This is a genomic window from Streptomyces akebiae (assembly GCF_019599145.1).
GTDB classification, from domain to species: domain Bacteria; phylum Actinomycetota; class Actinomycetes; order Streptomycetales; family Streptomycetaceae; genus Streptomyces; species Streptomyces akebiae.
On sequence record NZ_CP080647.1, the window covers coordinates 6,216,087 to 6,230,630 of the forward strand.

The following is a 14,544-nucleotide window of genomic DNA, read 5'->3' on the forward strand; positions in this document are numbered from 1 at the left end:
CATGTCCGGTGACAGTGCCGCTTCGGCGCCCGGCCAGCCGGGGACCCGCGCGGAGCGGCCTGTCGGCCGGAAGTCGTCGGGTTCCCGCTGGGGGCGTCTCCTCGAGGGCGGGATGCTGCAGGGCGGGGTCCAGGGCAGCCCGGTCCTGAGGCTGTTCATGCGCTGGGTGCGTCGCCCGTTGCTGCCCGTGATGCGGCTGTGGCGGCGCAACATCCAGCTCAGGATCGTGGTGACGACCCTGCTGATGTCGCTCAGCGTCGTGCTGCTGCTGGGCTTCGTCGTCATCGGGCAGGTTCGCAACGGACTGCTGGACGCCAAGGTCAAGGCCTCGCAGAGCCAGGCGACCGGCGGTTTCACGGTCGCCGAGCAGAAGGCGGTCAGTGAGGCGAGCGCCGCTGGGAACGACAGCACGGAGCCGGGCGGCGACCAGGTGCAGAACGTCGTCGAGTGGACGACCACCCTGGTGAATTCGCTCTCCAGCGGTGGTCAGGGCGCGTTCGACGTCGTGACGCTCAGCCCCGCCTCCGCCGACGGCGACACCGGGGGGCTCGGGCCGCGTGCCTCCGGAGGCGTGCAATGGGACCTCAGTGTGCCCGTGGAGCTGCGTGAACGGGTCGACGAGGGCACGAGCGCCGTACAGAGCTATACGCGGATCCACTACGACAACGGCCAGGAGTCCCAGCCGGGGCTGATCATCGGCAAGCAGGTCAGTGACCCCAACAGCAAGCCGTACCAGCTGTACTACCTCTTCCCGCTCACCCAGGAGGAGAAGTCCCTGAGCCTGGTCAAGGGGACGCTGGCGACGGCCGGGCTGTTCGTCGTCGTGCTGCTCGGGGCCATCGCCTGGCTTGTGGTGCGGCAGGTGGTCACGCCTGTGCGGATGGCTGCGGGTATCGCCGAGCGGCTGTCCGCGGGGCGTCTTCAGGAGCGGATGAAGGTCAGCGGTGAGGACGACATCGCGCGGCTCGGCGAGGCCTTCAACAAGATGGCGCAGAACCTTCAGCTGAAGATCCAGCAGCTGGAGGACCTGTCGCGGATGCAGCGGCGGTTCGTCTCCGACGTGTCGCACGAGCTGCGGACGCCGCTGACGACGGTACGGATGGCGGCGGACGTCATCCATGACGCGCGCGTGGACTTCGACCCCGTGACCGCGCGGTCGGCCGAGCTGCTCGCCGATCAGCTGGACCGGTTCGAGTCGCTGTTGGCGGACCTGCTGGAGATCAGCCGGTTCGACGCGGGCGCGGCGGCCCTGGAGGCCGAGCCCATAGATCTGCGTGAGGTCGTGCGGAAGGTCGTCAGTGGGGCAGAACCGCTCTCCGAGCGGAAGGGGACGCGGATACGGGTGCTGGGGGACCAGCAGCCCGTCGTGGCCGAGGCCGACGCGCGACGAGTGGAGCGGGTGCTGCGCAACCTAGTGGTCAACGCCGTGGAGCACGGCGAGGGCAGGGACGTCGTGGTCAAGCTCGCGGCGGCCGGTGGCGCGGTGGCGGTCGCGGTGCGGGACTACGGAGTGGGGCTCAAGCCGGGCGAGGCGACGCGGGTGTTCAGCCGCTTCTGGCGGGCGGACCCGGCACGCGCGCGTACCACCGGCGGTACGGGACTGGGGCTGTCGATCGCCCTGGAGGACGCCCGGTTGCACGGGGGCTGGCTGCAGGCGTGGGGGGAGCCGGGCGGCGGCTCACAGTTCCGGCTCACGCTGCCGAGGACGGCGGACGAGCCGCTGCGGGGGTCCCCGATACCGCTGGAGCCGAAGGACTCCCGGCGCAACCGTGGACTCAACGACGCCGGTCTGCCGTCCGGCGGCGGCAAGCTCGCCACGGTGCCGGTGCAGGCCGGTGAGCGCGGTGGCGCGAGAGCGGCCATAGGGCCCCGGCCGGGCGCCGGACAGGCCCCCACGGCGGACCCGACGGCGCTGCCGGGCAACGGCGCGCGTGTGGTGCCCCGGCCCTCCGCGCCGTCCGCGACCCCGTCCCCGGCAGTGCCCGCGCGTCGGACCGAGGACGGCGAGGGACGCGCAGGACCGGTCGAGGAGAGGCCGAGCGAGAGCGACGCGCAGCGGCGGCACGAGCAGGGGGAGGCATTCCGTGGGCGCTGACCGTGCGAAACGCGGGCGTGGGCGTCCGATGCGGGCGACGGCGTACGTCGGCATCGGTGCCGTGCTGCTGGCGGGGTGCGCCTCGATGCCGGACAGCGGGGACATGCGTGATGTCGAGTCCACGCCCAGGCAGGACGCCAAGGTGCGGGTCTTCGCGCTGCCGCCCGCGGAGGACGCCGAGCCGCAGGAGATCGTGCGGGGCTTCCTTGAGGCTCTGACCAGCGACGACCTGAACTACGAGACGGCCCGCAAGTACCTCACCGGTGATGCGTTGAAGACCTGGGATCCGGGTGAGTCGACCACGGTCCTCGTCGAGGCGCCCACCGCTTACACGCAGGTCACGGGGGAGCGGTCGGAGGCCGACGAGTACGGGTTCGAATTGTCCGGGAAGAACGTCGCCCGGGTCGACGGGCAGCACGCGTACAGGCCCACCGGCGGTCAGTACCGCAAGCCCGTTCACCTCACGCGTGTGAAGGAGACCGGGCAGTGGCGCATCGACGAGCTGCCGCAGGGCGTGGTGCTCGGCAGGTCGGACTTCGAGCGCAACTACAAGTCCATCAACAAGTACTACTTCACCTCCGCCGCGCAGTCCGGTGAGCCGGGGACGGTCGCCGATCCCGTCTATGTGCGCAGCCAGGTGGACCCGGTCACGCAGGTGGTCCGGGATCTGCTGAAGGGCCCCACCAGCTGGCTCAACCCGGTTGCGAGGACGAGTTTCCCGTCCGGTACGGCCCTGCTGAAGGGCACGAAGGCGTTGACACCCGACGACCAGAACAGGCTGGTCGTGCCGCTGAACAAGAAGGCCGACCGCGTCTCGGACAGCAGGTGCAGGGAGATGGCGGCCCAACTCCTCTTCACGCTCCAGGACTACATGCCCACGGGTGTGAACGAGGTGGAGCTGCAGGGATCGACCGGCGCCCAGTTGTGTCTGCTCGGCGAGAACGAGGCCGGCGTGGTCGCCTCGCACGGCCTCGACAGGAGCGCGGGGTACGAGTACCTCATCGACGGCGACCGCAAGCTCGTGCGGCTGTCCGAGCGGGATCCGGTGACGACACCGTCGCCCGTCCCCGGGGCGCTCGGGGAGGGGGAGAAGCATCTGAGGTCCGCCGCCGTGTCGCGTGGCGAGGACCGGGCGGCCGGTGTGTCGGCCGACGGGAGCGAGTTGTATGTGACACCGCTGACGGCGGGGGGCACGCTCGGCGACCCGGCGCTGCGCAGCGCCGGCGCCACCGCGAAGGACCGGCTGACGACGCCCAGTTGGGACGGGCGGGGAGACCTGTGGGTGGCCGACCGCAATCCCGAGAAGCCGCGGCTGCTGGTCCTGGCGGACGGCATGGGTGAGCCGCTGGAGGTCCGGACGCCCAACCTCGACGGGCGTATCGAGGCGGTGCGAGTGGCCGCCGACGGTGTGCGGGTCGCGCTGATCCTGGAGAGCAAGGGCAAGCGGGCGCTGTACATCGGGCGCATCGAACGGGACGCCGACGCGGAGAGCACCACCGTCTCGATCGTCGAACTGCGGTCCGTGACGCCGGACCTGGAGGACGTCACCGCCATGTCGTGGGCCGGGGACAGCCAACTCGTGGTCGTGGGGCGCGAACCCGGTGGCGTGCAGCAGATGCGGTACGTCCGGGTGGACGGCTCCCCGATACCGGGCTCCGGGCCTTCCGCGCTCACGGGCGTGGAGGAGATCGCCGCGTCCGAGGACGAGAGCCAGCCGCTGGTGGCGCACTCGGCCGACGGGATCGTGCGGCTGTCGCCGGGGCAGCAGTGGCAGACGGTGGTCAAGGAAGGGTCGGCGCCGGTCTATCCGGGATGACGCCCGGGGCCGCGGTGCGTGTGGGGTGGCTGGTGGGGCTCGGGGGGCGCGTGGTGCTGTGCGGGTCGGGGGCTCCGGCAAGGGCACGGTGACGGGTCGCCGAGGTGGCCGAGTTCGCCGAGTTCGCTGAGGTGGCCGGGGGCTCCGGGATGTCCCGCTCGTGTTTCCGTGTCCTGCGGAGGCGTGGCCGGTCGGTCCGTGCCAGGGCCGGTTCTCTCGTAGGCGGGTTGACTGCACTCCGTTTTTTTGAGGGCTTCCGGTCATTTTGTGGTGGCGTTCGGTCTTCTTTGGGCACCCGTCGTTCGTGTGGGTGACAACCCCTCTGTTGTCGCGGTGAGTTGTCCACAGGTGGTTGTCCACAGGGGTGGCAGGGGACCGCATGCGTTGGCACAGTGGTGGGCATGCGGGGGTGGTGGCAGGACCTCACGGACCTGGTGCTGCCGGCCGAGTGCGGAGGCTGCGGGAGGCCTCGCGCGGTGCTCTGTCCTGGGTGCCGTGCGGCTCTGACCGGGGCCGGGCCGGGTCGGGTGCGACCGGACCCGGAGCCGTCCGGGCTGCCCGTGGTGCACGCTGCGGCGCCGTACGAGGACGCGGTGCGGGCGGCGCTGATCGCGCACAAGGAACGGGGTGCACTGGCGCTCGCCGGACCGCTCGGCTCGGCCTTGGCGGGGGCCGTACGGGCGGGCGGCGGCGAGGGGCCGGTGCTGCTGATTCCGGTGCCGTCGGCGCGGCGGGCGGTGCGGGCGCGGGGGCACGACCCGGCGCGGCGGATCGCGCTCGCGGCGGCCGGGGTGCTGCGGCGCACCGGGACACCGGCTCGGGTGGCCGGGGTGCTGCGGCAGCGGCGTGCCGTGGCCGACCAGTCGGGGCTGGACTCCCGGCAGCGGCTGGACAACCTCGCCGGCGCTCTGGAGGTGCCCGCCGGGGGTGCACGGCTGCTGGGCGATGGGGCGGTCGTGCTCGTGGACGACCTGATGACGACCGGTGCCTCGCTCGCGGAGGCGGCCCGGGCGGTACGGGCGGCGAGGGACGGGCGGGCGGCAGCGGTGTCGGGAGACCGAGGAGCGGGACCGGAGACAAGGGAGGCTGAGCGAACACGAGGGGTGACCGGAAGGGCGAGCTCGGACGGCACCGACAGTGCCGGGGACGGGATCCGGGCGGCGGTGGTCGCCGCGCCTCCCGACTCTTTCCAAATAAACCGGAACTGACCGCTGACTTGCATCGTTGCAGGTAATGACAGGGTCAATTCACCTGAACGGAGGTACGTCCCAGTAGAGGGTGACGACATCCGTCCGAGCGAGATATGTTCGGTTGTGAGGGAATGGCCCCGGCCGTTCACCACATATCCGAATGCTGCGCTGCGGGTTTTCTGAATCACCCCGCGCCGGTGGGGTGGAGATCTTGCCCACGGGGGAGGAGGAGGTGGAAGTCACCGAGTCCGCGGTTCCGGGAGTCACCGGAACCTGGTGCACAAGGGAGATGCTCCGCCAGTGGAGCGGAGCGATCCGGGAACGGAGTTCTGCGTGGACATCGTCGTCAAGGGCCGCAAGACCGAGGTGCCCGAGCGGTTCCGCAAGCACGTGGCCGAGAAGCTGAAGCTGGAGAAGATCCAGAAGCTCGACGGCAAGGTGATCAGCCTCGACGTCGAGGTGTCCAAGGAGCCCAACCCTCGACAGGCCGACCGCAGTGACCGGGTGGAGATCACGCTCCACTCCCGCGGACCGGTGATCCGGGCGGAGGCAGCGGCCAGCGATCCGTATGCGGCGCTCGACCTGGCGGCGGACAAGCTCGAGGCCCGGCTGCGCAAGCAGCACGACAAGCGTTACACGCGCCGAGGCGCGCGCAGGCTCACGGCCGCGGAGGTGGCCGACCACGTCCCCGGCGTGGCGACCCTCAACGGCAACGGGTACGTCGCCGACGAGGAGCAGTCGGACGGTGTGCCCACCAAGAAGATCGGCTCGCTGGAGGTGAAGGGCGAAGGCCCCCTCATCGTCCGCGAGAAGACCCATGTCGCTTCCCCGATGACCCTCGACCAGGCTCTCTACGAGATGGAGCTGGTCGGGCACGACTTCTACCTCTTCGTCGACTCCGAGACCAAGGAACCGAGTGTCGTCTACCGGCGGCACGCCTACGACTACGGCGTCATCCACCTCAGCACGGACCCGATGGTCGCCCAGGCGCATGCGGACGCCGCGGGCGGCGCGCTCGGCGGCTGACCGCGCCGGGTGACAGCTGAGCCGGTGCCCCTGGAGCGCTTGTGCGCCCCCAGGGGCATCGGTGTGCGACCCCTCGTGGCCCGCTCTGTCACCGCAGTGTCGGCCAGGCATGAAATCATGGCCGAACCGGCCCCAACCGGCGGGCCGTTGCCTTGGATTGGCGATGGCACAGAAACACAGGCCACGGCCTTCAGGGGGAGGAACGATGGCGGACAGCAGTTTTGGACCGATGCGTGACGAGAGTGCCGACGAAGGCTCCGTCGGCATGGGATCCGCCGCGGGCTCCCCGCGCAAGGAACCGATCCGCGTTCTCGTGGTGGACGACCACGCGCTTTTCCGCCGCGGTCTGGAGATCGTGCTCGCCGCCGAGGAGGACATCCAGGTCGTCGGCGAGGCCGGTGACGGGGCGGAGGCGGTCGACAAGGCCGCGGATCTGCTGCCCGACATCGTGTTGATGGACGTACGGATGCCCAAGCGCGGCGGCATCGAGGCGTGCACCTCCATCAAGGAGGTGGCCCCCAGCGCGAAGATCATCATGCTGACGATCAGCGACGAGGAAGCCGACCTCTACGACGCGATCAAGGCCGGGGCCACCGGTTATCTCCTCAAGGAGATCTCCACGGACGAGGTGGCCACGGCCATTCGCGCGGTGGCCGACGGGCAGTCGCAGATCAGCCCCTCGATGGCGTCGAAGCTGCTCACCGAGTTCAAGTCCATGATCCAGCGAACCGACGAGCGGCGACTTGTGCCGGCGCCCCGGCTGACCGACCGGGAACTGGAAGTGCTCAAGCTCGTGGCGACCGGGATGAACAACCGGGACATCGCCAAGGAATTGTTCATCTCCGAGAACACCGTGAAGAACCATGTGCGCAACATCCTGGAGAAGCTGCAGCTGCACTCCAGGATGGAGGCCGTGGTGTACGCGATGCGGGAGAAGATCCTGGAGATCCGCTAGGCGAGCGCTCGCTGAAGGGGCTCGCGCAGTTCAGGGGCGTCCACTCGTTCCACCCGTACGTCGGTGCAGTCGACCCAGGTCGCGGCCTCCAGGAGCGCCCGGGCGACCGCCGGGATCGCCTTGGGGCCGTCGAGGGTGACCTGTTTGGCGACCAGGGTGCGGCCGTCGCGGGCGGGGTCGACGCGGCCCACCAGACGGCCGCCGGACAGGACCGGCATCGCGAAGTAGCCGTGGACGCGCTTCTGTTTGGGGACGTAGGCCTCCAGGCGGTGGGTGAAGCCGAAGATGCGTTCCGTGCGGGCCCGTTCCCAGACGAGGGAGTCGAACGGGGACAGGAGTGTGGTGCGGTGGCGGCCGCGCGGGGGCGTGGCCAGGGCCGCCGGGTCGGCCCAGGCGGGCTTGGCCCAGCCCTCCACCGTCACCGGGACCAGACCCGAGTCGGCGACGACCGCGTCGAACTGCTCGCCCTTGAGACGGTGGTAGTCGGCGATGTCCGCCCGGGTGCCGACACCGAGGGCCTCGCCGGCCAGGCGGACCAGGCGGCGTACGCACTCCGTGTCGTCCAACTCGTCGTGGAGGAGGTCCGCCGGGATCGCGCGCTCGGCGAGGTCGTACACCCGCTTCCAGCCGCGGCGTTCCACGCAGACCACCTCGCCGTACATCAGGGCGCGTTCGACGGCGACCTTCTCGCCGGACCAGTCCCACCACTCGCTGGTGCGTTTGGCTCCGCCCAGTTCCGTGGCGGTCAGGGGGCCCTCGGCGCGGAGCTGTTTGACGACGCGGTCGTAGGCGCCGTCCGGGAGTTGGTGGCCCCAGTGGGGGCGGGCCCGGTAGGCGCGGCGGCGGAACGCGAAGTGGGGCCATTCCTCGATCGGGAGGATGCAGGCGGCGTGGGACCAGTACTCGAAGGCGTGGGGGCGCGCCGGAGAGGTGCCGGTGGAGACCGTCGACCAGTAGGCCTTGTCGACCGTGGCGCGGCCCACCGCGCCGAGGCGGGCGTACGGGACGAGCTCGTGGGAGCGGGCCAGGACCGAGATGGTGTCGAGTTGGACCGCGCCCAGGTGTCGCAGGATGCCGCGGACGCCGGATCTGCGGTCCGGGGCACCGAGGAAGCCCTGTGCCCGTAGGGCGATGCGGCGGGCCTCGTCTGCGGTGAGTTCTGTGGTGGGGCGCGGGAGGGAGGTCATGCTCCGCAGGGTAGGGGAGGGGACTGACAGGTGGCGCTGAGCTGCGGGAACGGCCGACCCGGCGGCACGACTGCCCGCAGGTGGGTCCGTCAGGGGCGGGCCGGCAGGTAGGGCGCTGTGGACGGGAGGTTCAGGTCTGAGGGGAGCAGGGAGGCTATCCAGCAGTCGCGGCGGACTCCGTTGTTGTCCAGGGCGGAGCGGAGGGTGCCTTCGAGGGTGAAGCCGGTGTGTTCGGCGACCGAGCGGGAGGCGGTGTTGCCCACTTCGGCACGCCATTCGAGGCGGTCGAGGGCGAGGGTCGTGAAGGACCAGTGGGCGACGGCGCGGGTGGCCTCCGTGATGTAACCGTGGCGCCGGTGCTCCTTGGTGGCCCAGAAGCCGATCTCGCCGGTGCCGAGGGAGCGCATCGTGATGCCGAGCATGCCCGCCAGTTCGCCCGAGGCCAGGAAGAGGCCGAAGGTGAACATGGTGCCGGTGGCCCAGCCCTCGGGAACGGCGCGTTCGACGAAACTCTCCGCGTGCTCACGCAGGTAGGGGGAGGGGATCGTGGTCCACCGCTGGATGTCCGGGTCCTGCGCGGCCGCGTACACGGTGTCGGTGTCGCGTCGGTCCACGGTGCGCAGCAGCAGGCGCTCGGTGGTCAGGGTGACGGGGTCCATCGGGCGATTCTGCTCGGCGGAACGGAAGGGCGCCACGCCATTGCGGCAGCTGCTGTGGCAGTGGCTGTGGCTGTGGCTGTGGCAGCGGGGCAGGCGTGCGGCACGGGGTGCTGAAAGGACGGTCACAATTCGCGCATTTCGGGGGTGGAAGGCGGCACCATCCGCAACGCCCGCCCGTTGTCCTGGTAGCTGTCACTGCCAGACCTCCCGGCACGGCGGGGTCCTCGCTTACGATGGCCGTTGCTCAAGCTGTGATTGAAAACTGCCAACTGTCATTGAAACCGACCGTCCCAGGCCCGACCGGCAAGGAGACAAACCCCCGTGTCCGTCCTCTCGAAGATCATGCGTGCAGGCGAAGGCAAAATCCTGCGCAAGCTGCACCGCATCGCGGACCAGGTCAACTCCATCGAAGAGGACTTCGTCGACCTCTCCGACGCCGAGCTGCGAGCCCTCACCGAGGAGTACAAGCAGCGGTACGCCGACGGTGAGACCCTCGACGACCTGCTCCCCGAGGCGTTCGCCACCGTCCGCGAGGGCGCCAAGCGCGCTCTCGGCCAGCGCCACTACGACGTGCAGATCATGGGCGGCGCCGCCCTCCACCTCGGCTATGTCGCCGAGATGAAGACCGGTGAGGGCAAGACCCTCGTCGGCACGCTGCCCGCGTATCTGAACGCGCTGGCGGGCAAGGGCGTGCACCTGATCACGGTCAACGACTACCTGGCCGAGCGCGACTCCGAGATGATGGGCCGCGTCCACAAGTTCCTGGGTCTGAGCGTCGGCTGCATCCTCGCCAACATGACGCCGGCCCAGCGCCGCGAGCAGTACAACTGCGACATCACCTACGGCACGAACAACGAGTTCGGCTTCGACTACCTCCGCGACAACATGGCGTGGTCCAAGGACGAGCTCGTCCAGCGCGGCCACAACTTCGCGATCGTCGACGAGGTCGACTCCATCCTCGTCGACGAGGCCCGTACGCCGCTGATCATCTCCGGCCCGGCCGACCAGGCCACCAAGTGGTACGGCGACTTCGCCAAGCTGGTCACGCGCCTGAAGAGGGGCGAGCCCGGCAACCCGCTCAAGGGCATCGAGGAGACCGGCGACTACGAGGTCGACGAGAAGAAGCGCACCGTCGCCATCCACGAGTCCGGTGTCGCCAAGGTCGAGGACTGGCTGGGCATCGACAACCTCTACGAGTCGGTGAACACCCCGCTGGTGGGCTACCTGAACAACGCCATCAAGGCCAAGGAGCTCTTCAAGAAGGACAAGGACTACGTCGTCATGGACGGCGAAGTCATGATCGTCGACGAGCACACCGGCCGTATCCTCGCCGGCCGCCGCTACAACGAGGGCATGCACCAGGCGATCGAGGCGAAGGAAGGGGTGGACATCAAGGACGAGAACCAGACGCTCGCCACGATCACCCTGCAGAACTTCTTCCGCCTCTACAAGCGCCACGACCACAACGGCAAGGAACGGCCCGGCCTCTGCGGCATGACCGGTACGGCGATGACCGAGGCCGCCGAGTTCCACCAGATCTACAAGCTCGGTGTGGTGCCGATCCCGACCAACCGGCCGATGGTCCGCAAGGACCAGTCCGACCTGATCTACCGCACCGAGGTCGCGAAGTTCGAGGCGGTCGTCGACGACATCGTCGAGAAGCACGAGAAGGGCCAGCCGATCCTCGTCGGTACGACGTCGGTCGAGAAGTCCGAGTACCTGTCGCAGCAGCTCAGCAAGCGCGGTGTGCAGCACGAGGTGCTCAACGCCAAGCAGCACGACCGGGAGGCGACGATCGTCGCCCAGGCCGGCCGCAAGGGCGCCGTGACCGTCGCGACGAACATGGCCGGTCGTGGTACGGACATCAAGCTCGGCGGCAACCCCGAGGACCTCGCCGAGGCGGAGCTGCGGCAGCGCGGCCTCGACCCCGAGGAGCACATCGAGGAGTGGGCGCAGGCCCTGCCCGAGGCGCTCGCGAAGGCCGAGGAGGCCGTGAAGGCGGAGTTCGAGGAGGTCAAGGAGCTCGGCGGGCTCTACGTCCTCGGCACCGAGCGGCACGAGTCCCGCCGTATCGACAACCAGCTGCGCGGTCGTTCCGGCCGTCAGGGCGACCCGGGCGAGTCCCGCTTCTACCTCTCGCTGGGCGACGATCTGATGAGGCTCTTCAAGGCCCAGATGGTCGAGCGGGTGATGTCCATGGCGAACGTCCCGGACGACGTGCCGATCGAGAACCGGATGGTCACCAAGGCGATCGCGTCCGCCCAGTCGCAGGTCGAGCAGCAGAACTTCGAGACGCGGAAGAACGTCCTCAAGTACGACGAGGTCCTCAACCGGCAGCGCGAGGTCATCTACGGCGAGCGCCGCCGCGTGCTGGAGGGCGAGGACCTGCACGAGCAGATCCAGCACTTCATGGACGACACCATCGACGCGTACATCACCGCCGAGACCGCCGAGGGCTTCGCCGAGGAGTGGGACCTCGACCGGCTGTGGGGCGCCTTCAAGCAGCTCTACCCGGTGAAGGTCACCGTCGAGGAGCTGGAGGAGGCGGCCGGTGACCGGGCCGGACTGACCCCCGAGTTCATCGCCGAGTCCATCAAGGACGACATCACCGAGCAGTATCAGGCGCGCGAGGCGCAGCTCGGCTCCGAGATCATGCGTGAGCTGGAGCGCCGGGTCGTCCTCTCCGTGCTGGACCGCAAGTGGCGTGAGCACCTCTACGAGATGGACTACCTCCAGGAGGGCATCGGCCTGCGCGCGATGGCCCAGAAGGACCCGCTGGTCGAGTACCAGCGTGAGGGCTTCGACATGTTCACCGCCATGATGGAGGGCATCAAGGAGGAGTCCGTCGGCTATCTGTTCAACCTGGAGGTCCAGGTCGAGCAGCAGGTCGAGGAGGTGCCGGTCGAGGACGCGAAGCCGTCCCTGGACAAGAGCGACGCGGTGCCGGCGCAGGCGGGTGTGTCGCGCCCCGAGATCCGGGCGAAGGGCCTGGAGGCTCCGCAGCGGCGTGACCGTCTGCACTTCTCCGCGCCCACCGTCGACGGCGAGGGCGGCATCGTCGAGGGCGACCTCCCCGAGGACGAGCCGATCCGCTCCGAGGCCGACGGCCTCACTCGCGCGGAGCGCCGCAAGCAGCAGGGGAAGACGAGCCGCCGCCGCAAGAAGTGAGCATTCGCTCCGGGAGGGGCGAGCGCGTGCTGCGAGGGCGTTCCGTGTGCGGCGTGCGGTGAGCAGCGGGCCGTGAGGCTGTGAAGGGCCGGGCATCTTCGGGTGCCTGGCCCTTCGTGTGTCTCGGCGTGGGCCGTGAGGGTTCGGTCGTGGTCGCGGGTCCTGCAGCGGCCCCTGCGGCGGCCCTTGCGGCGGCTCCTGCGGCTCGGCCCGCTGCGGGGCTGTGGCTGCCGGGGGCGTGGCTCAGTCGTCGTCCGGGTGGGGGAGCCTCGGGCCGCCGAGTTCCACCGCTGTGCAGCGCCAGCGGTGGTCGGGGCCGTGTTCCAGGCGGAAGGCCATGGCGAGGATGCGCTCGCCCGCGCCGATACGGGCGAAGACCTCCAGGGCGCCCTGGCCCGCCACGTAGTAGCCGATGTCCCGGACCACCGGGCGCGTGCCGTGAGGCCTGCGCAGGGGGCCGCGTTCGGCGAGCCAGGCCAGTTCGTCGTAGGCCCTTCCCGCGGTGTGGCGCAGCATGCTGTGGACCGGGCGGCCGCCGCTGAGGACGGCGAGGAGGAGGTCGGCGAAGCGGTCGGTGGGACGGGGCTGGGGGACGAGGCCGGTGAGGGGCTGGTTCGGGGGTGGCGTGGGTGCCGTGGGAACCGGCCGCTGGGGTGCGGCGAGGCGGCCGCCTCCCGGGGCCGTGCGGGCCGGGGTGCGGCCGGGGCGGCGGGGGTCGTGGCGGACGGGCGGGCGGGTGCCGGGGTGGTGCTTGGTCCTGGTCATGACCTTGTTCATCGGGGATCCCCGTTCGTCGGTGAGGCCGCCGGGTACCAGTCGGTAACTTGGCGTTGGGGATCTTGTACGAGGACGGAGGGGGCGCTCGCAAGGGAGCGTGCGGGGCCGGCGGGGGCCGCGAAATGTTCACCTATCAGGGTGATGGGGACGGGGATCGGGCCCGGCGGGGCAAGGGTGTACCGGGTGAGGTGGTGGGCCCGGGGTGGACGTGTGCAGGGGGTCGGGTGGGGGCTCGAAAGGGGACGCCCGCACGTATCCTGAAGGTCCTTCAAAGGCTTCGCGGGGGCCGTCGACATGCTCCGAGGTGCTCCGAGGCGATCCGAGAACACGACTACGAAAGCGGACTGCCATGCGCGTCTACGTCCCCCTGACCCTTCCCGGGCTCGCCGAGGCGTACAAGACGGGTGAGCTGGGGGAAGGGGCGTTCGTCGCGTACGCCGTCACGCCCGCACTGCGGGAGTGGTATCTGTCCGACGACATCGAGGAGCTGGAGTACGCGGCGTTGAATCGGGCGGCGCTCGCGTCGTTGCGGCTGGTGGCCGTGGATCCGGGGGCGGCTCGCCGGCGGGTCGTGGTGGCCGTGGATGTGGCCGACCGGGATGCGGTGGCCGACCCTGACCGGGGGCTCGATCCGGTGGCGCTCGGGGAGGTGCGGGTGGCCGGGCCCGTGCCGCTGAGCAAGGCCGCGGCCGTGCATGTCGACTCGGTGGAGGCCGAGGGGGAGATCGGGGAGGCCGCGGACGCGTTGGGGGCGGCGGATCAGGGGGACGACGACGCGCAGTTCATCGTGGACGGAGCCGATGATCATGAGCTGCTCTGGTACGCGACTCAGGAGATTCCGAACCTGGTGGGGTTGGGGGGCTGACCTGGCTCACCGGCGCTCGCCGGGTGCCGCCGCGCCCACCCGTGCCGCCCCAGCGGCACGACTGCCCCCAGGAGGGGCTGTGGGTGGGCAGGACTGCGTTGTCGGTGGTGACGGGTACGTTCTCGGTATGGGGATGAACGGAATCGGGGCACATATCGTCTGGGACTGGAACGGGACCCTGTTCCATGACAACGAGGCGATCATCGGGGCGACGAACGCGGCTTTCGCGGAGTTGGGGATCGAGCCGATCACACTGGAGCGGTACCGGGAGCTGTACTGCGTACCGGTGCCGAAGTTCTACGAGCGCTTGATCGGGCGGCTGCCCACGGACGAGGAGTGGGAGGCCATGGATGTGGTCTTCCACCGGTACTACGCGGAGCACCGGGTCGGCTGCGGGCTGACCGAGGGTGTGCCGGGGCTGCTGACCGACTGGCTTTCGGCGGGGCGCAGTCAGTCGATCCTCAGCATGTATGTGCACGAGGAACTGGTGCCGCTGGTGCGGGGGTTCGGGATCGAGCCGCATTTCGTACGGGTCGACGGGCGCACCGGTCCCTCCGGCGGCAGCAAGACCGAGCACATGGTGCGGCATCTGCGCCGGCTCGTGGGAGTGGAACCGAGACGGACCGTGGTGATCGGGGACGCCGCCGACGACGCGGTCGCCGCCCGGCACGTCGGCGCGCAGGCCGTGCTCTACACCGGGGGTTCCCACAGCCGCGCCAGCCTGGAGGGGGTCGGCGTACCCGTCGTGGACACCCTGGAGGAGGCCGTCGCCGAGGCCGAGCGGCTCGCCGCGTAGCCCGTCCCCG

Annotated in this window: 11 protein-coding genes; 8 read left to right on the forward strand and 3 right to left on the reverse strand. The window is 70.1% G+C overall.

Annotated features, from left to right (window positions below):
* Position 1 precedes the first annotated feature (1 nt).
* The 5 genes from mtrB (at position 2) to K1J60_RS26835 (ending at position 7,082) form a co-directional block, all read left to right on the forward strand.
* Positions 2–2,095: an MtrAB system histidine kinase MtrB gene (gene mtrB / locus K1J60_RS26815; protein WP_220648424.1), complete on the forward strand. Its 2,094-nt coding sequence runs from the start codon at positions 2–4 to the stop codon at positions 2,093–2,095.
* 28 nt (positions 2,096–2,123) lie between these two features.
* Complete coding sequence (locus K1J60_RS26820) at positions 2,124–3,911, forward strand: LpqB family beta-propeller domain-containing protein (protein ID WP_398684291.1); 1,788 nt, start codon at positions 2,124–2,126, stop codon at positions 3,909–3,911.
* A gap of 401 nt (positions 3,912–4,312) precedes the next feature.
* Positions 4,313–5,119 (forward strand): ComF family protein, encoded by an 807-nt coding sequence (locus K1J60_RS26825; RefSeq protein ID WP_220648426.1) that lies wholly within the window; start codon positions 4,313–4,315, stop codon positions 5,117–5,119.
* A gap of 315 nt (positions 5,120–5,434) precedes the next feature.
* Positions 5,435–6,127, forward strand: a complete 693-nt coding sequence (gene hpf / locus K1J60_RS26830; RefSeq protein ID WP_398683335.1) for a ribosome hibernation-promoting factor, HPF/YfiA family — start codon at positions 5,435–5,437, stop codon at positions 6,125–6,127.
* A 205-nt stretch (positions 6,128–6,332) separates the two neighbouring features.
* Complete coding sequence (locus K1J60_RS26835) at positions 6,333–7,082, forward strand: response regulator (protein WP_220648427.1); 750 nt, start codon at positions 6,333–6,335, stop codon at positions 7,080–7,082.
* Here the strand turns inward: K1J60_RS26835 and K1J60_RS26840 are convergent.
* Both K1J60_RS26840 and K1J60_RS26845 read right to left on the reverse strand, forming a co-directional pair.
* Positions 7,079–8,269, reverse strand: coding sequence for a winged helix-turn-helix domain-containing protein (locus K1J60_RS26840; protein ID WP_220648428.1), 1,191 nt, complete (start codon positions 8,267–8,269; stop codon positions 7,079–7,081). The genes K1J60_RS26835 and K1J60_RS26840 overlap by 4 nt on opposite strands.
* Positions 8,270–8,358: 89 nt before the next feature.
* Positions 8,359–8,928, reverse strand: coding sequence for a GNAT family N-acetyltransferase (locus K1J60_RS26845; RefSeq protein ID WP_220648429.1), 570 nt, complete (start codon positions 8,926–8,928; stop codon positions 8,359–8,361).
* A gap of 321 nt (positions 8,929–9,249) precedes the next feature.
* Here K1J60_RS26845 and secA point away from each other — a divergent pair, with 321 nt between their 5' ends.
* Positions 9,250–12,096 carry a preprotein translocase subunit SecA gene (gene secA / locus K1J60_RS26850; RefSeq protein WP_220648430.1) on the forward strand — a complete coding sequence of 949 codons (2,847 nt, stop codon included), beginning with the start codon at positions 9,250–9,252 and terminating at the stop codon, positions 12,094–12,096.
* 243 nt (positions 12,097–12,339) lie between these two features.
* Here the strand turns inward: secA and K1J60_RS26855 are convergent, their stop codons facing one another.
* The gene (locus K1J60_RS26855; RefSeq protein ID WP_220648431.1) at positions 12,340–12,873 is read right to left on the reverse strand and encodes an Rv3235 family protein; all 534 of its coding nucleotides are present in this window, start codon (positions 12,871–12,873) and stop codon (positions 12,340–12,342) included.
* Positions 12,874–13,222: 349 nt separating this feature from the next.
* Here K1J60_RS26855 and K1J60_RS26860 point away from each other — a divergent pair, with 349 nt between their 5' ends.
* On the forward strand, positions 13,223–13,738 hold the full coding sequence (locus K1J60_RS26860; protein ID WP_220648432.1) for a DUF6912 family protein: 516 nt from the start codon (positions 13,223–13,225) through the stop codon (positions 13,736–13,738).
* Between the two features lie 127 nt (positions 13,739–13,865).
* On the forward strand, positions 13,866–14,534 hold the full coding sequence (locus K1J60_RS26865) for an HAD family hydrolase (RefSeq protein WP_220648433.1): 669 nt from the start codon (positions 13,866–13,868) through the stop codon (positions 14,532–14,534).
* Positions 14,535–14,544: the final 10 nt, after the last annotated feature.